This is a genomic window from Limosilactobacillus mucosae, from assembly GCF_013423865.1.
In the GTDB taxonomy this organism is placed as follows: Bacteria; Bacillota; Bacilli; order Lactobacillales; family Lactobacillaceae; genus Limosilactobacillus; species Limosilactobacillus mucosae.
In genome coordinates this window covers 493,022-516,867 of the sequence record NZ_CP058954.1, presented here as the reverse complement: position 1 = coordinate 516,867, position 23,846 = coordinate 493,022, and the positions used below count along the sequence as shown (strand labels likewise).

Annotated in this window: 21 protein-coding genes, 1 other RNA gene and 1 other annotated feature; of the genes, 9 read left to right on the top strand and 13 right to left on the bottom strand. The window is 45.8% G+C overall.

The features are described from left to right. Positions 1 to 113 precede the first annotated feature (113 nt). From H0G69_RS02345 to ezrA, 8 genes are all read right to left on the bottom strand, one after another. Positions 114 to 1,121 (bottom strand): rod shape-determining protein, encoded by a 1,008-nt coding sequence (locus tag H0G69_RS02345; protein WP_006500252.1) that lies wholly within the window; start codon positions 1,119 to 1,121, stop codon positions 114 to 116. A 170-nt stretch (positions 1,122 to 1,291) separates the two neighbouring features. Next, positions 1,292 to 1,930 carry a JAB domain-containing protein gene (locus tag H0G69_RS02340; RefSeq protein ID WP_180305098.1) on the bottom strand — a complete coding sequence of 213 codons (639 nt, stop codon included), beginning with the start codon at positions 1,928 to 1,930 and terminating at the stop codon, positions 1,292 to 1,294. A gap of 51 nt (positions 1,931 to 1,981) precedes the next feature. After that, entirely contained in the window at positions 1,982 to 3,301 is a 1,320-nt protein-coding gene (locus H0G69_RS02335; RefSeq protein ID WP_240164363.1) for a bifunctional folylpolyglutamate synthase/dihydrofolate synthase, read from the bottom strand. Positions 3,302 to 3,419: 118 nt separating this feature from the next. After that, positions 3,420 to 6,077, bottom strand: coding sequence for a valine--tRNA ligase (locus H0G69_RS02330; RefSeq protein WP_048345495.1), 2,658 nt, complete (start codon positions 6,075 to 6,077; stop codon positions 3,420 to 3,422). Between the two features lie 75 nt (positions 6,078 to 6,152). Then, positions 6,153 to 6,372 (bottom strand) — a binding site (T-box leader). Between the two features lie 57 nt (positions 6,373 to 6,429). Further along, the gene (gene tpx / locus H0G69_RS02325) at positions 6,430 to 6,936 is read right to left on the bottom strand and encodes a thiol peroxidase (protein ID WP_039945929.1); all 507 of its coding nucleotides are present in this window, start codon (positions 6,934 to 6,936) and stop codon (positions 6,430 to 6,432) included. 142 nt (positions 6,937 to 7,078) lie between these two features. Further along, positions 7,079 to 8,299 (bottom strand): tRNA uracil 4-sulfurtransferase ThiI, encoded by a 1,221-nt coding sequence (gene thiI / locus H0G69_RS02320; protein ID WP_074504723.1) that lies wholly within the window; start codon positions 8,297 to 8,299, stop codon positions 7,079 to 7,081. A 27-nt stretch (positions 8,300 to 8,326) separates the two neighbouring features. After that, a complete protein-coding gene (locus H0G69_RS02315; protein WP_180305096.1) occupies positions 8,327 to 9,475 on the bottom strand; it encodes a cysteine desulfurase family protein in 1,149 nt (382 codons plus the stop codon). Between the two features lie 189 nt (positions 9,476 to 9,664). Next, complete coding sequence (ezrA, locus tag H0G69_RS02310; protein ID WP_033934419.1) at positions 9,665 to 11,371, bottom strand: septation ring formation regulator EzrA; 1,707 nt, start codon at positions 11,369 to 11,371, stop codon at positions 9,665 to 9,667. A 129-nt stretch (positions 11,372 to 11,500) separates the two neighbouring features. On the opposite strand from ezrA, the gene H0G69_RS02305 reads away from it, so the two are divergent. Together H0G69_RS02305 and rpsD are read left to right on the top strand one after the other, a co-directional pair. Further along, positions 11,501 to 11,956, top strand: a complete 456-nt coding sequence (locus H0G69_RS02305; protein ID WP_180305095.1) for a free L-methionine (R)-S-oxide reductase MsrC — start codon at positions 11,501 to 11,503, stop codon at positions 11,954 to 11,956. Positions 11,957 to 12,150: 194 nt separating this feature from the next. Beyond that, positions 12,151 to 12,759, top strand: a complete 609-nt coding sequence (rpsD, locus tag H0G69_RS02300) for a 30S ribosomal protein S4 (RefSeq protein WP_033934417.1) — start codon at positions 12,151 to 12,153, stop codon at positions 12,757 to 12,759. A 194-nt stretch (positions 12,760 to 12,953) separates the two neighbouring features. Here the strand turns inward: rpsD and tkt are convergent, their stop codons facing one another. Both tkt and H0G69_RS02290 read right to left on the bottom strand, forming a co-directional pair. After that, on the bottom strand, positions 12,954 to 14,969 hold the full coding sequence (tkt, locus tag H0G69_RS02295; protein ID WP_180305094.1) for a transketolase: 2,016 nt from the start codon (positions 14,967 to 14,969) through the stop codon (positions 12,954 to 12,956). Beyond that, entirely contained in the window at positions 14,962 to 15,717 is a 756-nt protein-coding gene (locus H0G69_RS02290; protein WP_006500263.1) for a transaldolase family protein, read from the bottom strand. Before H0G69_RS02290 ends, tkt begins: the two co-directional genes overlap by 8 nt. Positions 15,718 to 16,367: 650 nt before the next feature. Here H0G69_RS02290 and H0G69_RS02285 point away from each other — a divergent pair. The 7 genes from H0G69_RS02285 (at position 16,368) to H0G69_RS02260 (ending at position 20,546) form a co-directional block, all read left to right on the top strand. After that, positions 16,368 to 17,048: a DUF6198 family protein gene (locus H0G69_RS02285; RefSeq protein WP_006500265.1), complete on the top strand. Its 681-nt coding sequence runs from the start codon at positions 16,368 to 16,370 to the stop codon at positions 17,046 to 17,048. A 46-nt stretch (positions 17,049 to 17,094) separates the two neighbouring features. Further along, a complete protein-coding gene (locus H0G69_RS02280; protein ID WP_033934414.1) occupies positions 17,095 to 17,505 on the top strand; it encodes a VOC family protein in 411 nt (136 codons plus the stop codon). 95 nt (positions 17,506 to 17,600) lie between these two features. Further along, positions 17,601 to 18,071, top strand: coding sequence for a YueI family protein (locus H0G69_RS02275; RefSeq protein ID WP_180305093.1), 471 nt, complete (start codon positions 17,601 to 17,603; stop codon positions 18,069 to 18,071). 41 nt (positions 18,072 to 18,112) lie between these two features. Further along, positions 18,113 to 19,372, top strand: a complete 1,260-nt coding sequence (locus H0G69_RS02270) for a replication-associated recombination protein A (protein ID WP_180305375.1) — start codon at positions 18,113 to 18,115, stop codon at positions 19,370 to 19,372. Between the two features lie 42 nt (positions 19,373 to 19,414). Continuing rightward, positions 19,415 to 19,603: non-coding RNA, 6S RNA (gene ssrS / locus H0G69_RS11195), on the top strand. Between the two features lie 88 nt (positions 19,604 to 19,691). Then, positions 19,692 to 19,976 carry a hypothetical protein gene (locus tag H0G69_RS02265; RefSeq protein ID WP_034540039.1) on the top strand — a complete coding sequence of 95 codons (285 nt, stop codon included), beginning with the start codon at positions 19,692 to 19,694 and terminating at the stop codon, positions 19,974 to 19,976. Between the two features lie 87 nt (positions 19,977 to 20,063). Further along, positions 20,064 to 20,546, top strand: coding sequence for a universal stress protein (locus H0G69_RS02260; RefSeq protein ID WP_006500270.1), 483 nt, complete (start codon positions 20,064 to 20,066; stop codon positions 20,544 to 20,546). Positions 20,547 to 20,603: 57 nt separating this feature from the next. Here H0G69_RS02260 and H0G69_RS02255 read toward each other — a convergent pair whose 3' ends face one another. The 3 genes from H0G69_RS02255 to H0G69_RS02245 all read right to left on the bottom strand — a co-directional run bounded on the left by H0G69_RS02255 (position 20,604) and on the right by H0G69_RS02245 (position 23,802). Further along, positions 20,604 to 21,443 carry a helix-turn-helix domain-containing protein gene (locus H0G69_RS02255; protein WP_180305092.1) on the bottom strand — a complete coding sequence of 280 codons (840 nt, stop codon included), beginning with the start codon at positions 21,441 to 21,443 and terminating at the stop codon, positions 20,604 to 20,606. 179 nt (positions 21,444 to 21,622) lie between these two features. Further along, positions 21,623 to 22,756: a D-alanine--D-alanine ligase family protein gene (locus H0G69_RS02250; protein WP_033934410.1), complete on the bottom strand. Its 1,134-nt coding sequence runs from the start codon at positions 22,754 to 22,756 to the stop codon at positions 21,623 to 21,625. A gap of 86 nt (positions 22,757 to 22,842) precedes the next feature. Next, complete coding sequence (locus H0G69_RS02245) at positions 22,843 to 23,802, bottom strand: DUF2785 domain-containing protein (protein ID WP_180305091.1); 960 nt, start codon at positions 23,800 to 23,802, stop codon at positions 22,843 to 22,845. Between the last annotated feature and the right edge of the window lie 44 nt (positions 23,803 to 23,846).

Sequence of the window (23,846 nt, the reverse complement as noted above, 5' to 3'; positions counted from 1 at the left end):
TATCCTCCAATGCACCCAGATACATTTAACGGGACTGGGCAAAACAAATCGTTTTGCGACCAGCCCCGCCCTGTTAACTGTGTATCAGTTATTCTCTTTACTCGATTGCGTGACTACTTGCTTTTTTTCATCACATCAATGCTCTTCAGTGACTCACCAGTCCCGATAGCAACACAGTCCAATGGATCATTGGCGATAAATACAGGCACCTTGGTAGCATCGGCAATAACTTCTGGCAAGTGCTTAAGCAAGGCACCGCCACCAGTCAGCACGATCCCATGGTCAATTACGTCAGCCGCAATTTCCGGTGAGGTTTCTTCCAACGTTCCCTTGATGGCTTCGATAATCGCTTCGACAACATCTTGCAACGCGTTGGAAACATCAACTGCCGAAACTTCTTTAGTCTGTGGCAGACCAGTTACCAAATCACGACCACGGACTTCGGTAGTTCCCATTTCCTTAGCTGCCTCAACAGAAGCTGAGCCGATATCCCACTTGAGCTTTTCAGCCGTACGTTCACCAATCAGCAGATTCTTGTTTTGACGAACGAACTGTGCGATCGCATCATTCATCTTGTCACCAGCCATGCGAATCGAACGACTTGAAACGATGCCACCAAGTGAAATCGTAGCAACATCCGTCGTACCGCCACCAATGTCAACAACCATACTTCCAGTTGGATCCATAACCGGCAGACCAGCACCAATTGCAGCTGCAAAAGGTTCTTCGATCACATAGGCATCACGTGCGCCAGCCACCCGCGTTGCATCAATTACGGCACGTTTTTCAACTTCCGTAACGCCACTAGGTACGCAGACCATTACGTATGGTTTGCCGCCATTTTTGCCGAGTGCCTTTTCCATATAGTGCTTCATCATAGCAACCGTCGTATCATAATCGGCAATCACGCCGTCTTTCATTGGGCGAATCGCCACAATGCTTGCAGGCGTGCGTCCAATCATATCACGTGCTTCTTCACCAACCGCGATGACCTCGCCGCTCTTTTTGTTGCGGGCAACTACGGATGGTTCACGCAAAACGATGCCTTTGCCTTCAATGTAAACAATAGTATTGGCAGTACCAAGATCAATGCCAATATTTTTTGCTCCAATTCCTAGCAATCTGTTTCTTCCCTTCGTATACAAAAGTAGTCGTTCATTTTCATAATACAATAGCGTTGATATTATACCATAGCCGAACGTTAAATTAACAGACATTACTATACACCAAACGCCAGAGAAAAACAGCATTGCTATTCAGCATTCAGGTTTCCTTAACCGAATTTTAAAATTCAATTCGCAATTTGATCATTAAATGCCGCATGAGCCTCTTGACTTTCACGCCAGCTGTAATAGTCCTGGCTGCCAATCACAAGACAGTCCAACAGATGCAGTCCCAGCAGCTGACAGCCCCGTTCCAGCCGTCGCATAAAGCTCAGATCCTGTCTGGATGGCTCGGGATCGCCTGAAGGATGATTGTGAACCATGATCAGGCCAAATGAATTCCAGTGCAGCACGTAGCGAAAAATTTGATCCGGATAAAGCATACATTCCGCTTGACCGCCTTTAAACAGACAGCGTCGTGCTATGATCTCGTTATGCACATCCGTACAAAGCACTTCGACTGACTCTTGCATCTGTCCAGCCATCTCATCCATTAAAAACTGGCCAACCTCATTACTGGAATAGGCGTGACCTAAGATATCATGCGGACAGGTTAAAATCAGATTTCCCAGCTCAATTGCTGCCAAAATCGGTTTAAGACGTTTGCGATCATATCCCAAAAAAGCATCCTGTTCTTCCATCGTCATATTGCGAAAAACAGCTGGCGTGGGAAAAAGTTCTAAAAAATGATTGGCAAGGTCTCCTTCTTGATCAAAAACCATGTTAACTAATGCCACATAGCGCTGCTGGCAAGTTTTTTCAGTCATTTGATTACCTCCTCTGCCATTACTATATGCAAGACAGAGCAGATTTTATTTTTAATCAGCAAAAAAACGCCGAACCTCTGAGATAAAGTATAACGAGCCGGTAATCAAGATTGCATCATCGGCTGAAACTTCCCTTGATAATCTCAGCAATCCCTCTTGCCAGCTGGGTGCCGTCTCAATTGGCCAATGTGTTTTGATGTCTTTAGCTGCCTTTTCTAAATCAGCGCTCGGCCGCTTGGGACCCGGACCGGCAAAATTGGTCAGCATCAAATGAACATTGGGCAGACTGGCAATCTCTCCCAACATTAACTGATATTGTTTATCAGCCAAAATTGCTACCAAAACATAGATTTCCATTTCTTTAAAGTCATTTTGCAGCGTTGTCGTCAAAGCTTGCATTCCGGGCAGATTATGAGCACCGTCTAAAACAACCAACGGCGAGTCATTGACGATTTCTAACCGCCCCGGCCAGCGTGTATTGGCCAAGCCGTTTTGAAAAGCCTGGACGTCAATCGGCACGCCCAGTCGTTTCAAATAAAGCTGCGCCATGGTGAGTGCAACGGCTGCATTATCAACTTGATACTCGCCAAGCAGGCTTAACTGAAATTTTTGCCGATGAAGCATTAGTCCATCATATTCGATTTCATTTCTTAACTGATGATTGTTCAGTTTTTTAGCCGTAAACTGTCGCCCGTTTTCATATAATGGTGCCTGTTTTTCTTGTGCATCTGCTATGATTGTCTGCCGCGCAGTCTGAGGCAACCGGCCAATCACTACCGGTACATTTGGTTTGATGATACCCGCTTTTTGGCATGCAATCTCAGCCAGCGTATCACCCAAAACATGCATATGATCGTAGCCAACCGTAACAATCCCACTGACAGCTGGCACAATCACATTAGTTGAGTCATAAAGGCCACCAATTCCCACCTCGAGAATTACAACATCTGGCTTTTTTTGTGCAAACCAGGTAAACATGATTGCTGTATCAATCTCAAATTCAGTGGGACCACCCTCAGGCAATACTTGATCTAGATAATCAACAACGGGGGCCACCTTTTGGGCAGCCTTTACCAGCTCGCCATCCGAAATCGGTTGGCCATTCAGTGAGATTCGCTCATTAAAGCGGACAATAAACGGCGAGGTAAAAGTCCCTACCGTCAAGCCACTTGCCATTAAGAGCGATCGCAGCATTGCTACGGTTGATCCCTTGCCATTGGTGCCGGTAACGTGCAGATAGCTGAGCTTTTCTTGTGGATTGCCAAGTTCTTTTAAAAATCGCCGCATCCGTTTCAGAGTTGGAATCTTTTTAAACTTGGTCCGGCCATGAATAAATGCCAGGGCATCATCATAGTTCTGAATATTTGTCATGATAAATCCTTTCATTTTTACGCCTAATTATAGAACGATTGTTCGCAAAAATCGACTTAATTTGCAAAAAAACATCCCCAAAGCTCTGATGAACTCTGGGGATGTCCTGCTTACCTAATTAAGCATTCTGCAGCGAAGCAAGACGTGCTTGGGCTGCTTCCAGCTTTTGCTTCCATTCGACTGCCTTAGCGCGTTCTTCGGCTACGACGGCTTCAGGAGCATTATTGACAAATTTTTCGTTGCCAAGCTTCTTTTCGGAACGTTGAACTTCCTTTTCCAGCTTAGCAATCTCTTTTTCCATCCGTGCCTGTTCCTCTTTTAGGTCAACCAGTTCAGCCATTGGAATGTAGACTTCAGCACCGGTAACGATACCGCTCATGGCCAATTTTGGCGCCTGCGTATCGGTAGCAATCTGCAAATCAGCAGGATGGCAGAATCGCTTGATGTAGTCTGCATTGGCCAAAAGCATGTCAGCAGCAGCCTGATCATCTGTCTTGATCAGCAGATCGACTGGCTTGGACATTGGCGCATTGGCTTCATTGCGAATGTTGCGCACGGCCGTAATCAGTTCGATCAGACGCTTCATCTGTTCTTCTGATTTTTCATCTGCAAATTCATCATGAACCACTGGATAGTCAGCAATCATGATTGACTTGCCTTCATGCGGCATATCTTGCCACAGCGCCTCAGTAACGAATGGCATGATCGGATGCATCAGTTTAAGCGTTTGGTCGAGCACGTAGCCTAAAATGTTCTTGGTGTCGGCTTTTTCTGCTTCTGTACCATTGTTGAGCTTTTCTTTGGTCATTTCAATGTACCAGTCACAGAAATCGTTCCAGATAAAGTTGTACAGACAGCGACAAGCTTCACCAAAGTCAAATGACTCAAATTGATCGGTAACCTGCTTGATCGTTGCGTTCAAACGACTCAAAATCCAACGGTCTGCCAGATCCCACTTGTCTTTAGCCGGCAGTTTTGGTGCATTCTGCATGTCACCAAGATTCATGATTACATAACGGCTGGCATTCCAGATCTTGTTGATAAAGTTCCAGGCTGCATCCATCTTCTTGTAGGAGAAACGAATGTCTTGACCTGGCGTAGAACCCGTAACCAGGAACCAGCGCAAAGCATCCGTACCATACTTTTCGATGACGTCCATTGGATCAATCCCGTTACCCAAAGACTTACTCATCTTACGGCCCTGCTCATCACGAATCAAGCCGTGCAGCAAGACATTGCGGAATGGTGCCTTGCCGGTAAATTCCAGTGATTGGAAGATCATCCGGGCAACCCAGAAGAAGATGATGTCGTAACCGCTGACCAGCGTGTTGGTTGGGAAATAACGCTTAAAGTCAGCAGAATCAGTGTCTGGCCAGCCCATCGTTGAAAATGGCCACAATGCCGAGCTAAACCAGGTATCAAGCACATCTTTGTCCTGCTCCCAGTTTTCGGCGTCTTTTGGTGCCTCCATGCCAACGTACATTTCACCGGTTTGTTTGTTGTACCAAGCCGGAATTCGGTGACCCCACCATAATTGACGTGAGATAACCCAGTCATGCACGTTTTCCATCCACTGATTAAAGGTGTGCTCAAAACGTTCTGGGACAAAGTTGACCCGATCAGCTGTCTTTTGGTTGGCCAATGCTTTTTCTGCCAATGGCTTCATCTTAACGAACCACTGCGTTGAAAGCCGAGATTCAACCTGTACGCCGGTCCGTTCAGAGTGACCAACAGAGTGTACGATTGGATCAATCTTCAGCATATAGCCGCCATCTTCCAGATCCTTGACGATTGCCTTGCGCGCCTCGAAACGATCCATCCCGCAGTACTTGCCGGCATTTTCATTCAGCGAGGCGTCCTCGTTCATCGTGTTGAGTTCAGGCAGGTTGTGACGCTTGCCAACCAAGAAGTCGTTTGGATCATGAGCCGGCGTAATCTTAACCATCCCAGTACCAAATTCAGGCGTTACGTAGTCATCAGCAATGATTTCGATCTCACGGTTGACCAGCGGCACCATAACATGCTTGCCGACCAGTTCCTTGTAGCGTTCATCATTTGGGTTTACGGCAACGGCCTCATCGCCAAACATGGTTTCAGGACGCGTCGTAGCAACTTCAATGTAGTCTTTGCCATTAAACGTCGTGCCGTCGGTAAATGGATATTTAACGTGGTAGAAGGCACCCTTGTCATCTTTGTGGATAACCTCCATGTCGGAAAGCGCCGTCCGTGCCTGTGGGTCCCAGTTGATAATGTAGGTTGCCCGGTAGATCAGTCCCTTATTGTACAAATCAACGAAAACCTTGCGAACCGCTTTGTTTAGGCCCTCGTCAAGGGTAAAGCGTTCACGATCGTAGTCAACTGAGATTCCCATCTTAGCCCACTGTTTGTGGATGATGTCGGCATATTCGTCTTTCCAGTCCCATACTTGTTGAATAAACTTTTCGCGACCCAGGTCATAGCGTGAAATGCCTTGTTCGCGCAGCCGTGCTTCAACCTTAGCCTGCGTTGCAATGCCGGCGTGGTCCATCCCTGGCAGCCACAAAACGTCATAGCCCTGCATCCGCTTTTGCCGAATAATCATATCCTGCAGCGTGGTATCCCAGGCATGACCCAAGTGCAGCTTGCCAGTAACGTTAGGAGGTGGAATAACGATTGAATATGGCTTGGCTTTCTTATCACCACTTGGCTTAAAGAACCCTTCATCGATCCACCACTGGTAGCGCCCTTCTTCAATCGAAGCCGGGTTGAACTTGGTGGACATGTTCTTTTCTGACATGGCAAGTTCCCCTTTCAGATTTACAGTTATTGGTTAATTTAATTGGCATCAAACAAAAAAAGACTCGCCCTAATAAATTAGGACGAGTCTGCTCGCGGTACCACCTAAATTGAAACCCATCCAAAGACAGGCTTCCACTCAAACATGGGATATCGGCCATGAACCGGAACTGCCTACTTGCTTTCAGCAATTCTGCTCGCGAGCTACCTTCAATCTGGCAAACCGAACCTTTTTTCAGCAACAAGGTCTCTCTAAACGGCTTTACCAGATCTACTCTCTCGTTCAATGCTTGAATAGCGTAATAATAAAAGAAATTTTTGACAACGTCAAGTCGATTCAAATAATTTCTTAATTATTCAGCAGCCGTGCCCAACTTTTCTACTGCATTCAAGGCAGCCAGATAGTCAGGCTCATGCGTCATTTCAGGAACGATCTGTCGATAGACGATCTGGCCATCAGCATCAATGAGGAAGATTGACCGTGCCAAGACGCCTTCATCAGGGATCAAAAGCTTCATTGCATAGCCAAATGACTGTTCATAATCAGATAAAAGCTCAGCATTTGGGATATCATTGGCCGCGCACCAGCCCTTCTGTTCGTTAATTGGATTGGTGGAGACCGTAATCAAGCGGACGTCAGGATATTCAGCCATTGCCTTGTTGAATTTGCGTGACTGCAGCGAGCAGACCGACGTATTGATGTCTGGTACGACTGAGAATAAAGTTGGCTTGCCCAGCAGCTCACGAGTCTTAACCCGTTGATTCTGAGCATCAAACAGCTTAAAGTGAGGAATTTCCGTACCTACTTCTGGCGGATTGCCGACCAGCTGCATCTTCTCACCATTGACAGTAACTTCCACGATGAACGCTCCTTTCAGTTTCACAGCGTTTTTTAATTTTGTGTGGGAACAGTATACCAAATTTAGCACCATTCGAATAGCCAAATCCGGTGTTTGAAATAAAAAAGCTGATGCATTAAAAAGTCTTGCATCAGCTTAAATTTTACAGCAATTCGGCGAATACGTCTTGATTCTGATTCAAGAATTCGTCACCAGCATGAATCTCAGTAATCTTAATGTTTTCCAAAGCCCGCTGCATCAATCCTTCAACATCCAGCCGTGCTTCATAGGCCCGTGCCCGTTTCAGGTTTGGCTTGGTTTTTGGCGATGGCGGCGTAAAGACCGTACAGCAGTCTTCATATGGCAGAATCGACAATTCATAGGTATCGATTTCTTCAGCGATCTTGATGATTTCAGTCTTATCAAACGACAGAACCGGACGCAGCACCGGCCAGGTAGTCACATCATTAATAGCGACCATGCTTTCCATCGTCTGTGAGGCTACCTGTCCAAGGCTTTCACCGTTAAAGATGGCCAGGCCATGGCGTTTCATGGCCAAAGCCGCGGCCAGTCTAAGCATTAAGCGGCGCTGGACGGTCATCAGATAGCCCTCGGGAATCTTTTCCTTAACCGTTTCTTGAATTTCGGTAAACGGTACTTGAATGAACTTGATGCTACCACAATATTTTGCCAGTTTGCTGGTCAGTTCCTTTGATTTAGCTAATGCCTGTTCACTGGTATATGGCGGACTGTAGAAGTGCACCATCTCCAAAGAAACCCCACGCTTCATGGCCAGGTAGGCAGCAACCGGTGAATCGATTCCGCCTGAAAGCATCATCATACCTTTACCAGCCGTTCCAACTGGTAGACCACCTGCGCCCTTGATCTTTTCACTGGTCAGATAAATTCCGCTTTTCCGAATCTCAACCATCAGATCAATATCTGGATGGTGAACGTCAACTGTTAAAAGATCAGGAAATTCCTTTAGCAGATAGGCTCCCAGCTCACGATTCATCTCAAACGTCCCCATTGGAAAGCCATGGTCGGCATGCCGAGTACTGATCTTAAAGGTGGCCGGTTCTTTTACCTGTTCTCTGATCATCTTAGCCGCTGCCTGCTTAACTGCTTCAAAGTCGCTTTCAACTCGTAAAGAAGGAGAGAAGGTCTGGATGCCAAACACCTGCTTTAAGCGATCCATGACCTGACTACTGTCGGCACCGTTTAAGTCAATATGCATCCGGTCTCTTTGCGGATGAATCTTAACCTGATCAAAGCCATGCAACGCTTTGGTAACATTGGCTCCCAAACGGTCAATAAAGTTCTTTTGGTTGCGCCCTTTAGTCGAAAGCTCGCCATAGCGCACCATAATTTCATCATATTGCATTTTGGAACTAGATTTTCCTTTCAAAAACTAATCGATAATCTTCTTAAAGCCGGCATACAGCTCATCAAAGACGCGATTGAACTCATCAGCCTCAGCCAAGGTGTTTTGATCGCCCAGGCTGATCCGTACGGCACTGGTTGCAATTTCATCGGGAACCTTCATAGCCGCCAAAGTCCCGGCTTCAACGTGCTTCTTTGAGGAGCAGGCACTGGTCGTTGAAATATAGATATCGTGATCTTCAAAAGCGTGCACGATCGTTTCACCACGGACGCCAACAATTGCAAACGTCAGAATATGAGGAGCAAACGAATCATCATTTTGCGAGATAACCTCAACGTGTTCAAAATTCTTGATATGATCGTAAATTCGCGTCTTGACTGCTTTTTCGCGTTCAACGGCCTGCTTTTCGTTTTGTTTTACCAACCGTAATGCCTTGGCCATCGCAACAAAACCAGCCGTATTTTCGGTCCCATTGCGGCGGCCGCGCTCCTGACCGCCACCATCAATCAGTGGAGCCAGCTTGCGGCCGGCTTTGGCACATACAAAGCCGGTTCCGCGCGGTGCATGGAACTTATGACCAGAAAAGACCGCAAAATCGACCCGATCTGAAAAGACAAGGTCATCGATTCCCTTACCGATTGCCTGCACCGCATCAACCATAAAGTGAACTTTAGGATAGTCCTTTAAGATTTCACCAATTTCCTTGATTGGCTGAATCGTACCAATCTCATTGTTGACAACCATTGATTCAACCAGAATCGTATCTGGGCGCAGTGCTTTTCTAACGTCTTCTGGATCAATGCGTCCCTGATCATCGACCGGCAGATAGGTAATCTCAAAACCAAGGTCAGCTAAGCGCTCCATCGAATTACGCACCGCAGCATGCTCAACGCTGGTCGTAATAATATGTTTGCCATATTGACGCTTTTCAATTGCCGTTCCTTTGATGACCCAGTTGTCGCCCTCTGAACCACCACTGGTAAAAACAATCTCACTTGGCAAAACGTCAAACAGGTCCGCAATCTGTTTACGTGCCTGCTCTTGAAGATTCCAAGCCGTCTCACCAACCTTATGCAGACTGGAGGGATTCCCCCAAATCTTTTGGCAGACTTGATTATACGTATCCAAAACTTCCGGCCAGATCTGCGTCGTGGCACTATTGTCAAAATAAATCATACTGTGCTTACTCCTTTAATGCACGCGGGAAAACAGATTTTCCTCGCAAGATATTGCCGCCGATGGATCACATCCGCGACGAAGGTTCGGCTCCTAAAACAACGCTACATTATAACAGATCCCGTTTCTTTTAACCATGATTGACACTTGAAAATAAAAAAACGCGTCATTGGCGACACGTTTTTGGTTTTAAGAATTGCGCTTAAGCTCGGTATAGTAACGCTGCTCCATTCGCTTATAGGAACCCGGCTCGACTTTTTCAACGGCCTTTTCCAAGATTTCCAGACTACCTGGATAATTATAGCGATTGAATTCATTTTGTGCTTTGGCAATCGCATCATTAATCTCTTCATGGTCAATACTGAGCCGGTTGGCATATTGAATCAGCCGTTCGGTCAGTTCGGCACTGTCTCTTAAGTCATCAGTTTTTTCCTGCAGCGTTTCCAGATCGTCTTGCACGATTAAAAGCTGCTTGGTGATGTCTTCCATATCAATCTTAACCTGGCTGATTGCATCGGCTAGTTTACCAATTTCATCGCTGACCAGGAAGAAATAATCCATGTAGTCTTGGGGAATTCCTGGCAGATTCAGTGACTCCACACGCCGTTTGATTGTACGAATCTCAACTGAGAATCGCTGCAGCGTTTTTTTTGCTCGCGCCTCATCAGACTGAAGATCAGCAACACTATCATTGATCTGTTTTTGCTGTTCTTCGATTGCCGTCAATGACTTTTCATTATCGGTCTGACGAGCAACAACCTGGCTGTCAATAGCTTCTTCGACTGCCAGTGCTTCTTGATCTTGGTCATATGATGCCTGCAGCTGCCGCAGCTGTTCGTCAAGGCCGCGTGCGTTGGCCAGTTCGTCATTGTTAAGCGTGTAGTTAAGACTTAAACGTTCCAGTTCATCAATCAGCTCACGATTCTGCTGTTTGGCATGACTCAAATGCCGACCTACATCGCGCATCAATGGTGCAACTTTTGGCCGAGCATCAAGTTCGCGCTGCATAACATCGTAAAGCTGCTCAATATGCTGCGTCAGCTGATCATTTGCCGTTGCCGCCTCATCCAGTCGCAAGGCATTCAAATCAGCATCTGCTTGTTCGCAAAGCTGACCAAGCCGCTTAATTTCTTGATCGATCTGGCCATCAGCAAAGTTATAGTGGTGTCGTTTCAGCTGCTCATAGCCATTTTTTAGTTCCTGCAGTTGGGTGGGAAATTCAGTCAGCAGCGGCTTATAGATATCTGGAATCTTTTGCATCAGTCGGGCCAGTTCCTCGGTATCCTGCTGCAGCTCGTTAAGGACGTCTTGAGCCGCTTCATAGTCGCCTTTGGCCGTAAGCGTGGTGAACTTGGCAAAACGAGCTTCCAGATCCGTCAGGCGCTGGCGCAGAGCCGTACTGCTTTTGCCATAGCGATAGCTGTTTTCTTCCAGTTCATTATGAAACTGCTGGTATTGCTTTTTTAGCTCGCCAATTGCTTTTTGATGTTCTGCCTTGGCATCGTCAATTTTTTTCAAACCTTCTTCAAGATTTGTCTGTTCACTCAGCAGCTTAGCAGTCGCATCCTGCAGCTTACGCAGATCCGGCTTGACTTTCAATAGATTAAATCCATGCAGATCTTGCGCTATTTGATCGGCCAAGTCATCGACCCGACTGGCAGCCGTTAGGAATTCATCTTGATATTCATCCTTGAGCTGATTAAAATCCTTTAGCGAGTCGCCGCTCAGCTCTGGATTTGCGTTTTTGGCAAACCGTTCGTCCAAATGAGTTGTCAGTGCGGCAGCTTTTTGATTCAGCAGGGCGTCTACCGCATTGAGGGTGCGCTTTTGATAGACGTATACGCCAATAATTACCAATGCAGCAATAACTAAAATTCCGATCAACACTTGAAACATCTATATCCCACCTATATTTTGCACGGTTTATGCTTTGCGTTTTTCACCGTTTAATCTTAAAATTCCACTAATTAAAATTATATCATATCTGCTCTTGACAACTTATTATTTATCGGAGGGATTTTTATTTTGCCAAACTTTAAGCTTATCAACACCCAGCTGGCTGCCTTATTGGAAAATGAAACCAACTTAATTGCTAATCTGGCTAATGCCTCAGCACTGTTAAACGACAGCGTTGATCAATTGAACTGGACCGGCTTTTATCTTTATGACCCTAAAGAAAACGAACTGGTGCTGGGACCATTTCAAGGGCATCCAGCCTGTATGCACATTGCAATGAACAAAGGCGTCTGTGGTCAGTCAGCTACTCAGCGGCAGGCATTGGCAGTTGATGACGTCACTAAGTTTCCTGGTTATATCTCATGTGATGCTGCCGCCCGTTCTGAGCTTGTAATTCCCTTGATTAAAGATCAGCAATTGCTTGGTGTCTTGGATTTGGATGCCCCAGTTGAAAAAAGATTTGATGCAAAACTGCAGGCCGGCATTCAATCTTTTGTCGATGAACTGATCAAACATCTTGACTAGGCATGTTTTTCGCGTTAAAGTACTCTTTGTGTAAAATAATGCAGCAGTGAGGGGCAAGCTCGTCAACAGACCAATGCCGCATGGTGTTTCCAGTAACCCAGCTGCAAGGGTGAACGATCCAATTGGCCTGCACGAATGTCAAGCTCACAATCGGATTATTTTACTCCAAATAATTTTATTGGAGGAATTCTAATATGTCTCGTTACACTGGCCCTAGCTGGCGTGTATCTCGCCGTCTCGGCATGTCTCTGTCCGGTACCGGTAAGGAACTGGCTCGTCGCAACTACGCACCTGGTGATCACGGTAATGACCGTCGTGGCCGCCTGTCTGAATACGGTATGCAACTGCGCGAAAAGCAAAAGCTGCGTTACATGTACGGTATGACTGAACGTCAATTCCGTAACCTGTTCAAGCGTGCCGGTAAGATCAAGGAAGGTACTCACGGTACCAACTTCATGATCCTGTTGGAACGTCGTCTGGACAACATGGTTTACCGTCTGGGTCTGGCTACTACTCGTCGTCAAGCTCGTCAACTGGTTAACCACGGTCACATCACCGTAGATGGCAAGCGCGTTGACATTCCTTCCTTCGAAGTTAAGGTTGGTCAAGTCATCTCCGTTCGCGACAAGTCCAAGAACCTGGACGTTATCAAGAACGCTGTTGAAGCCGTTGTTGCACGTCCTTCATACGTTGAATTCGATGCTGACAAGCTCGAAGGTAAGCTGGTTCGTCTGCCAGAACGTGAAGACATGAACGCCGACATCGACGAAGCGCTGATTGTCGAATTCTACAACAAGCTGTAATATCTAATTACGGTTTATTTCTTAAAAAGCTCTGTGATTTAAAATCACGGAGCTTTTTTATATACCAATTCAAATCAAAAAGGCCATGAGCGACTGGGATAGTGGATCGCTCATGGCCTTTGGGGATTTTTGGAGTATTTTGAGATTTAGAGATTAAGATTTATGTGTGATACGTAGTTTTTAGAAAACAGCAGCTAGCCATTAGCAGCCATTTGAGTTGATTTTTCATTTTCAAGCCCGGCTGTCTGCTTAAAGGCTGCAGCAACGCGTTCTGGCGTGAAGCCAAACTTTTCAATAACCTGTTCACCTGGAGCGCTGGTACCGAATTCATCAACGCCCATTACCATGCCATTCAAGCCGACAAAACGGTGCCAGCACATTGAACTGCCCATTTCGAGTGCCAAGCGCTTATCCAGGCGTGGCGGCAGCACCATTTCTTGATACTGCTTTGACTGCCGCAAGAAACGTTCCTGACATGGCATCGAAACAACCTGCACGTCAATGTCTTCTTTGGCCAATCGTTCTCTAGCCTGCAATGCCAAAGAGACCTCAGAGCCGCTGGCAATCAGGATTCCAGATGGATGATTGGTTTGAGCCGGTGCTAGGATATAAGCTCCTCGTTCTACTGGTGCATGTTTAGCTGCTGCCAAAACCGGCAGTCCCTGACGCGAAGTAACGATTACGCTCGGACGATCAGTAGTTTTGCCAATGACTTGCCAGGAAGCAATCGTTTCATTGGCATCAGCTGGACGATAGACATCGACACCCGGCATTGAGCGCAGCGCTGCCAATTGCTCAACTGGTTCATGCGTTGGACCATCTTCACCAACAGCCAAAGAATCATGAGAAAAGACAAAGGCAGTCGGGATCTTCATTAAAGCAGCCAGACGAACGGCACCCTTAAGATAGTCGCTAAAGACCAAGAACGTGCTGCCAAAGGCTCGGGTACCACCATGCAGCGTAATTCCATTCAAGGCTGCTGCCATGCCAAATTCACGTACGCCAAACCGCAGATTGCGGCCTAATGGATTATCCGCAGCAAAATTGTCATCTTTTTTCAGCAGCGTTTTGTTAGAGCTGGCCAGGTCCGCAGCCCCGCCCCAAAACATCGGATTCTGCCGGGCGATTTCCTGCAGTGCGTCATCACATACCAGCCGCGTGGCAATTTTTTCACCTGGTTGATAGTTTAAGGCATCATCACTCAACTTAAACTCATCATTCATCAATTGAGCAGCCAGTTGCGGATACTGCTGCTGATAGGAAGCCCATATTTCCAACCAGCGCTGGTATTGCTTTTCTTTGGCAGCCACCAGCTCTTGGAAGTGATCATAAACAGCCTGCGGTACGGTGAAAGATGGCTCATGCCAGTCAAATTTTTCTTTGAGGACAGCCAGGCCATCCTGACCAACCGGCGTACCATGAACTTTGTTGGTTCCCTGTTTAGGCGCACCGTAGCCAATTACCGTCTTAACCTCAATCAAGGTTGGCTTATCGGAACGTTTAGCCCGCCACAAAGCTGCATCGATCTGAGCCAGATCATTGCCATCCTCAACGCGTTCATAATTCCATGAAGCCGCCTTGACTCGCTGTTCAACATTGTCATGCGTACTCATTGACAATGGCCCATCCAGTGAAACATCATTTGAGTCATAAAGCACGATCAGTTTATTAAGCTGCAGATTGCCTGCAATATCCAAGGCTTCTTGACTGATGCCCTCCATCAAATCACCATCACCCGCCAAGGCGTAAGTGTAATGATCAATTACTGGCATCCCCGGTCGGTTGCACTGTGCAGCTAGATGCTTTTCTGCAATCGCCATACCAACTGCCATACCAAGTCCTTGACCCAAGGGACCAGTCGAGGCATCAACACCAGGCGTCCAGCCATATTCAGGATGGCCTGGTGTTTTGGAACCCATTTGGCGAAACGCCTTCAAGTCATCAACAGTGAGATCAAAACCGTTTAGATGCAGCAGACTGTAGAGCAGCGCTGAGCCATGGCCTGCTGACAAGACAAAGCGATCGCGGTTGATCCACTTAGGCTGCTTAGGGTTAAAACGCATATGATATTCAAACAGCGTGTAAGCCATTGGCGCGGCATCCAAAACGATCCCAGGATGGCCGCTGTGCGAGGCTTCAATCATTTCTACGCCCAGCATTCGAGCAGCCGTAACTGATTTTTGATCTAGAGTTGCTTGCTGATTACTCATTGACCGCCGCCTCCTCTGCAACTTCATCTAAAATGCTGAATCCCAGCGTACTAATATCTTGGTCAAAGCCACGAACCGTATCCAGAGCAACATCTTCTGGCGTAAACTCGCGCCGTGCCAGCCATTTTTGCAGAATTGCCGGTGGTACTGTAATAATATCGATACCAGCCTGCTGAGCTTGACGAATGTTGTCGACTTCACGCGTCGAGGCCCACAGCAAGTCAACGTTTGGATGCAAATGCGACATCGCTACGCTGGCATTGACAAAGGAAGTTGGATCCGCACCCGTATCAGCAACTCGTCCCACAAATAGTGAAATAATCGCCGGCGTCTGTTCGTCCAAAGCTTCCAATGCCAAGCGCACCTGTTCGCTGGTCGTTACTGCGGTAATGTTCAGCTTGATGCCGGCATGTGCCAGTTGATGAATCAGCTCCGTATTAGGCTGTCCATTCAAGTTTAAAATCGGAATCTTAACATAGACATGTTTGCCTAATGAACTTAAGATTTCTGCTTCCTGCTGCATTTTCTGAGGATCTTGTGAAAAAACCTCAAAAGACAGGGAAGCTTCCGGAAACTCACCGACTACTTGCTTGGCAAACGTCAAGTAATTAGTAACTCCTGCTCGCTTCATCAGTGAGGGGTTGGTCGTAAAGCCCGTTACTTCAGGCAGCTTAGCCATTTGACGCATGTCATCAATGACAGCCCCGTCAGCATAGATGGCAATCGTTTTTTGCTCAGTTGATTGCATTTCTCTTGCTCCTTTGTTAAATATACCAATTTTTAGTTAACAATTAATTCATGACTCGTATCATGACCGAATTTACCAACGCCGTCAATTGGATTTTGAAATTATTTTTGCTAATCGATTAGCAATACCAATTCAAGCTTGTGCACTGATTATCAGTCAATTTTTGAATTAATTGCCGTCATATCAACGATAATTCACATCTGGACCACTAGACGACAGTAACTTTATATTGTTAAGCAATCGATTGCGCAAAACTTTATCTTTTTTAGTTATATATGATTTTATTTTCATTTATATCCCTGAGATAAGCATATACCAATTTTAAAGTGAGCAAGTCAGGACTGTCAAAAGCCTGTGAATCAAACAACAAATTCACGAAAAAAATTAAAAAAACAGCTGCCAAACCGATTAATTCCCACTATCTGATTACAGCAACAAAGAAATCGCTTTCGTAAACTGATTTTGAGACAGTTTTTATCATTCTAAATTCTGTCAACCGGTTGACATCGATAGTTACTGGGGGTATCTTTATCGTGGCAAGTGAAGTCTATCACCAATTTTTAAGACGTGATCTTGTCAGGAAGAAGGGAATTAATTTGGAACAAGCAAGCTCAAAAAATGTCACCGCGGTACCAAAGCGCACTATTTCAATGCCAGTCAGCATCGCCTACTTCGCCCTGTCGATCGTTATCAACTCGATGGGAAACGTTTTGACGCTGGTTACCAGTTCACATATTCATCCACAGTTTTTAGGATCCGCTTATTGGACGGCGGCTGAAAACAACCTTGGCATTGCCGTCCTGGGGAATAATTCAATGACACTGTTTTGGGCATTCATGGTTCTGGGAATGCTAACCGCAGCCTTAAACGCAATTCTGATGCATAAATGGGAATGGAAACGAATTTTTGGCAATTTCATGTTTATGCTGCCGTTTTCAATCTTTATTCAATGGTTTTCCGATATTTTCAACCGGATTATGCCCGATGCTCATTCTTTGCCAATGGTAGTTCTGTATGTTCTGATCAATTTCTTGGGCGTTACTTTAATTGGAGTGGCCATTTCAATCTATCAGCGAGTAAATCTGGTCCTGCACCCGGCCGATGATTTATTCCAGATTCTGCGTTTTCGTTATTTCAAAGGCAATGCAACCTTATCAATGTGGGCATCCTATATTCCGCCAACGATTATGGCTCTGCTGGCTCTACCTAGGATGGGGCTAGCAAACTTTGGTCTTGGAACGATTTTTGCGCTGCTCTTCCAAGGCGGCATTACTGGACTTGCCGATCGAATTATCTTCCCTAAGCTCAAGCATCAAGCCTTAGATGTTTAGACTCTTCACTTTTATTAACAGCAGTCTTAGTTAAAGGAGAAAAATTATGGCATTCAACAAAAGTTTAGCTGGCTACTTCGATGATCTGCAGCACATTGGCATTCCAACCGACGATCTGCAAAAAACGGTTGCCTTTTGGGAAAAGCTCGGGTTTAAGATGCTGGGCAATTTTGATACTGACGACCAAGGCAATGAGGTTGTCTTTATGCAATACGCTCACCTGACTCTGGAAATCTGGACTGGTGATGGTGCCGTTCGCCAAACCGGTGCGATCAACCATATCTCTTTAAATACTTCTGATGCCGATGCCGCCTTTAAAGCAGCCAAGGCAGCCGGCTTTAAGATGAAAGAAGATGAAGTTCAGCACCTCGACTTTTGGCAGCATGGCATCAAGTTCTTCAATATTGAAGGACCAAATGCTGAGACTATTGAATTCTGTGAAATCGTCAAGGACTAGGATGATCTTCGCCATTGCTTAATGCAGTGGCGTTTTTTTATTATTCAGGATTAATCAATGATACAATAGGAGAAACTACTTACGGAGGGTTATGCATGGCTAACGAAGAAAAAAGTGCAGTTGATCAGCGGCTGCAAAATGCAGTCTATGGTACGCCTAAAATCAATCCCGATGAGCAAAGACGCTATCTGGGAACTTTTCGTGAGCGAGTCTGCCTGACGATCAGCGTGGCTCAGCTTGGCGAGCGTGACTGGTCTGATGCCCTACGATTGGAGTTAAAAAAAGGGATCGGCAATCTGGTCTTTTTAAATGGCAATCTAGATGATGAGCAGCTGCGTCCGTATATGCGAGCAGCCGTTCAAGAACATGCCAGCTTCACTTTAAAAACGGATCCGGAATTTTCAACGGCTCCTGAAAAGCTGGCGGTCGTAGTAGCGGCTAAAACTGCAGTCTATCAGTCGCCAGTTGATGTTGCGAAACGCTATCCAAATCTGTCAAATCCAGTTTCTCAAGTCAAGTCGCCAGCTAAACAAGGCTTTTGGCAGCGGCTGTTTCATTCTAGATAAAACAAAGGAGGCCTTGTTTTTTGCAGCCATTAGCCTATCGTATGCGGCCGCGCAATCTAAACGAAGTCGTTGGTCAGCAGCATCTGGTTGGTCCTGGCAAGATCATCAATCGCATGGTTAAGGCCAAAATGCTCAGCTCAATGATTCTGTACGGTCCACCTGGCACTGGCAAAACGAGTATCGCCAGTGCTATCGCCGGATCAACCAAGTATGCCTTTCGCATGTTAAATGCCGCCACCGATTCTAAAAAAGACCTGCAGATTGTCGCCGAAGAAGCCAAAATGAGCGGAACCGTGATTCTGCTGCTTGATGAAATTCACCGCCTTGATAAAACCAAACAGGATTTTTTGCTGCCTCATTTAGAAAACGGTCACATTATCTTAATCGGTGCCACGACTGAGAATCCATATCTGTCGATTAATCCAGCTATTCGCAGTCGTACTCAGATTTTTCCAGTCTACCCCTTAACCGAAAAAGACATCAGCCTGGCTATTGACCGCGCCCTTGCCGACCAGGAGCGGGGCCTGGGGAAAATACCGCTGGAGCTTGCCGACAATGCTCGTCAGCAGCTGATTCGCGCAGTCAACGGCGATCTGCGCAGTGCGCTAAACGGATTGGAGCTGGCCGCCAAGTCAACCGATCCAGCTCAAGACGGTAAGATTCATCTAACCCTGCCGATTATTGAGGAATGCGTCCAGAAAAAAGCACTGGCTGCCGATAAGGATGGCGATGCCCACTATGACGTCATCTCTGCTTTTCAAAAATCGATTCGCGGCAGCGATGTTGACGCCGCACTTCATTATTTGGCACGGCTGATTGCCGCTGGTGATCTGCCAAGCATTGCCCGTCGCTTGACCGTAATTGCCTATGAGGATATTGGTCTGGCAAACCCGCCAGCCGTTCAGCGAGCCATCACGGCAATTCAGGCAGCTGAAAAAATTGGTCTGCCTGAAGCTCGCATTCCCTTGGCCGATACCGTAATTGAACTGGCGCTGTCGCCCAAGTCAAATTCTGGTATTCAAGCCATTGATGCTGCTTTAGAGCGTATTGATCAAGGCAGCTTCGGCGAGATCCCTAATTGGCTAAAAGACGCCCACTACCAAGGTGCAAAAAAACTTGGCCATGGCGTCGACTACCAATATCCGCATGATTTTCCACAAGACTGGGTTCGCCAGCAGTATCTGCCAGATAAAATCAAAAATGATGAGTATTATCATCCAAAGCCAAACGGTGAATTTGAAAAAGCCCTGGGAATTCAGTATCGGCGGCTATTGAAGGCCCAACGCCATCCAAGAAGTTGAAAACGATTGCACCTATTTAAAAAAAATGCTAACATACTAATAGAGGTTCTGTAGTGTGCGTGTTGTCTAATTCGCAGTCTTGCCTTACAGTTTCGTTACTTTGGGACTAGTGCCACGACACTGTAACGACATGCCTTCTCACTTGGTAGTCGAAGCTTTGTCGGCCATGGCCCACCTGTCTTATCCACAGGTCAACACTGAAAGACAATTAACGGCATGAACGGAGCCGATACATATCATAATAAAGCGGGATTGAAAGCATTACTGGTTTCAGTCCCGCTTTTATGGTACCTTGGCAGAGAAAGGAGTTTTGATTTTTTTGATTACTGTTTTGATGATTGTTTTTGCCGCGATCATGCTGATTGAAAGCTGGTATCTATTAAGTCACCGCAAGACCGGTATCTTTGGCCAGGCCGCTACTGAGCGCAGTTTTCGCCACTGCAGCATCTGGGGCTGGCTGCTGCTGATCTGGGGTATCGTAAGTTTGATTGCTGCATTCTTCTCTGATCATATTGGTTTGGTAGCAACCGTATTGGTAATTGGCTGCCTGGCTGACATGGCAATGGCACTGGCAACCAGCTCGTTAGTGTTCAGAAAACACTAATTTCATAAACATTTTTTTGCGAAAGCCTTTACAATGTTGTAAAATATAAATAAACAAAGAAGCTTAAGCATTAAGGGGGTACTTGATATGACTCAACAATACCAACACATTTTGGTTCCTGTAGATGGATCAAAGGAAGCTGAACTGGCTTTTAAGAAAGCTGTTGCTGTTGCTAAACGGAATGGTGCTGATACGGAATTGCGCCTGTTGCACGTTGTTGATACTCGTGCTTTCCAAAACATCTCCAGTTTCGACAGCTCAATGGTTGAACAAGTAACCACGACTGCCAAGAAGACGCTGGATCAATACGTTGACTACGCTAAAAAACAAGGCGTTGCCAATGTCAGCTACACGATTGAATACGGCGCACCTAAGACGATCATTGCCCGCGAAGTGCCAAAGGAAATGCACGCTGACCTGATCATGATCGGTGCCACTGGTTTAAATGCCGTTGAACGGATCTTGATTGGCTCGGTTACTGAATTTGTTACTCGGACTGCAATCTGTGATGTCTTAGTCGTTCGTACCGATTTAGACAACCAACCAATTCCAGTTCCAAAAAAGCGCTAAAGCATAATTAAAAGCGTTGACTGAAATTTCAGTCAACGCTTTTTTGTATGTATATTTTTAAGCCATTGCTAAGGCCTTCATTGATTCCTTAACCAGTTCAGGATGCTGACCAACCAGCGCCAAACTGTGAGCAATCTCTAAATCCTGTTTGCCCACCGCCTGATTGGCCAGTGCCAGCTGCGCCTTGCCGGCATGCAGATAATAGCGATCAAGCAGAAACATCGAGCGCATCCGCCGACAGATTTCAATACCGCGCTGCGCCGCATTGAGTGACAACTGCGGCTGACCCAGTGCCAGATACAAGCCAGATATGTATTCATAGACTACGATCCACTGCAGCTGGTCGCCAGTCAGCTTTTTTTCATCAATCAAGAGCATTGCCCTTTCAACCAACCGCAGCGCTCGACTTTGACTGCCGATCTTTTCATAGGCCATCGCCATGCCAATCGTGGTCATCGCCAGATAAATATTGGCACTAGCGGTCGAAAATTGAGTCAGAACCAATTCAAAGTTAAAGATTGCCTCATCAAATTGATGATTTTGTACCTGCAGCATCCCTAGCAAATAATAGTAGCGCTGCTTATCAAATTCATTTTGCAGATTTTTAACCTTGATCATCTGCAAGGCAGTCTGGGCATCTTCAAACTGCCTTTCTGCCAACAGACGGCCAATCTGATCAAAAGTTGCCGTCATTGAAACGTCATCATTTTCAATAATCTCATTTGCCGAAATATCCAACCGCGAACAAAGTGCGGTCAAAATATTCATTTTAGGAATTCGATTTTGTTTTTCCATCAGGCTGATCGTTGCCTGCGTACAGATTCCTTCCGCTAATGCCGTCTGTGATAGTCCCCGTTTGCGCCGAATCTGCTTAAAGATATCCCCACGAAGCTTCATCTAATGTTCCTTCTTAATATATGTATAGTAAAACCAATTAACCAATATAAATATGTGTATGATTATTTTATCATAAATTTATCAATAATTAGATAATTATAAACAGTTTGCCAAATATAAAACCTCCAAAACTGGCTGGCAGCTCTGGAGGTTGTTATTAATCATCTTAATTGCTTATTTTAGTGGTATTCTTTTTTACCGACTTTTTCTTCACCAAGCGACTGGAAATCGTACTTGATCTGTTCTTGCCGTTCAAATTCTTCCAGGCCCAGCTTAATCAGGCGATCGATCAAATCTGAGTACTTAATGCCAGAAACTTCCCACATCTGCGGATAAAGACTGATGTTGGTGAAACCTGGCAGCGTATTCGGCTCACTCAAGTATGGAACGTTGTTTTGGTCAACCAGGAAGTCAATCCGGCAAAGTCCCTTCATGCCAAGTGCCTTGTAAGCTTTCAGTGCCATATCGGTAATTTCCTGCGTCAGGTCGTCTGGCAGGATTACCGGCAGATCAAAGACCACGCCACTGGCATCGACAAATTTATTTTCATAGTCGTAGAATGGGTCATCGCTTGGTACGCGGATACCGCCAAGCTTAGAAGCGATTGGATGCTCATTACCAAGAATTGAGATTTCAATTTCACGAGGGTGATCAATCCCCTGCTCAACCAAGACCTTAAAGTCATACTTAAAGGCATCATCAAGAGCAGCCTTTAATTCAGCCTCGTTTTCGACTTTATGAATTCCGACTGAAGAACCTTGCTTGGCTGGCTTAACGAATACCAGATCGCCAAGTTCTTCTTGGATGGCATGCCAGTCGTACTGATCGCGATTTTCTGGCGTCAACAGAATGTATGGCGTATTGCGGATTCCCGCTTGCGTAATGATCTTCTTGGTAAGATCCTTGTCAAACGACATGGCACTGGCAGCAATTCCTGAACCAATATATGGCTTCTTCAACAGACGGAACAGCCCCTGGACCGTACCATCCTCACCTAAGTTACCGTGAATAACCGGAATGAAGAAATCAATCTGCTTAACCGTGCTCAATGCTTGAATTGGTGCGAGTGGCGCATCAAGATCCATATTGGCATAAGCTTCCTTGACTACGGCGTCTTCTGGTTCGCCGTCAAAGATCCGCTGTGAGTATTCATTGTTCAGCAGAATTCCATCTTTGGTGAACATAAACAGGCTGACGTCATATTTGTTCTTGTCCATCGCGTCAAATACATTGTGAGCGCTCCGTTTAGAGACATCGTGTTCCGAAGAATTGCCCCCGAACAGCAATGCTACGTGCAGCTTTTTGTTCGTCATGTAAAATACCACCTATCTAATTTTAAATGTACTTAAACCGTTTTTATTAGAAACTACAGTATAACACTATCTGTAAACGTTGACAACTAAATCTCCTGTTCAATGATCTCAGCCATAACCTTAGGCGGCAGATCTTTGTCAACCAGCAGGGCCGTCATCAAGCGCTGATAGTTGAAAAACAGATGCCAATCTCCTTCGTTATCAACGTCTGACTGCTGCTTCAGCCAAGCGCGCCAATCTTTTAATTCCATCAAAAAATAGTCCTGGTACAGACGATGACGCTTGATCAGACAGACTAAATACTCCGCAATCTCATTTTGCTCGCCCATTTCCAGCGGCGTGCGCAACCGACGATAGCGTTCCACTAAAACGGTCATCATAAAAATATGATCCCCTCTTAAAAGATCCGTACGCTCTGTCATTTCCTTAAAAATATTGGTCAGTTCAAAAAACATATGTGCCCAACCGCGTCTGCCGATAAAGCCTCTGGTATCTTTTTCCAACAAGACTAAGAGTGCAATCTTATCAATTACCTCCTGCAGCTTTTCTTCAGTCAGAAAAAAATAGCCGAATCGATCAGCCATTAAAAAAGAATGCAGCATGTTGACGGCTGAAGCGCGCATAAAAACTGCCTGATTTTTAGGCTCCAAGACATGTGCGTATAAGATGTTGTCTTGCAATACATAGTCTGTCCAACGCACAATCTCATCAGCACTGACCATCTCATGTCCCAATAAATCATTGATTGCCTGCCTTGAGCCTTCTCTGGTCACTCGATCAACCGAAGCCAGATGATAAAATAAACTGTTTTTCTGTGCCTGGTCAAGCGGCTCTTTTTCAAGTATCTGCAGCTCAATTGCAGACATTTCGTTTTTTAGATAGCGTCGGTCGTCAGCAGGCGGTTCATAGCTGGTTCGCTTTTGGCTGGGAACCTTTTCGATCAGTTCGCCAACTCGCTGATACAGTGATTGAAAGATCTCGGCATTATCAACGCGCTGATGCAGCTCAATCAGTTGTTCTTTTAGACTGGCAATTGATTCAGTCATAGGCATCCCCCTTTTTGGTAATCATTTAATTTTATCACAATAAA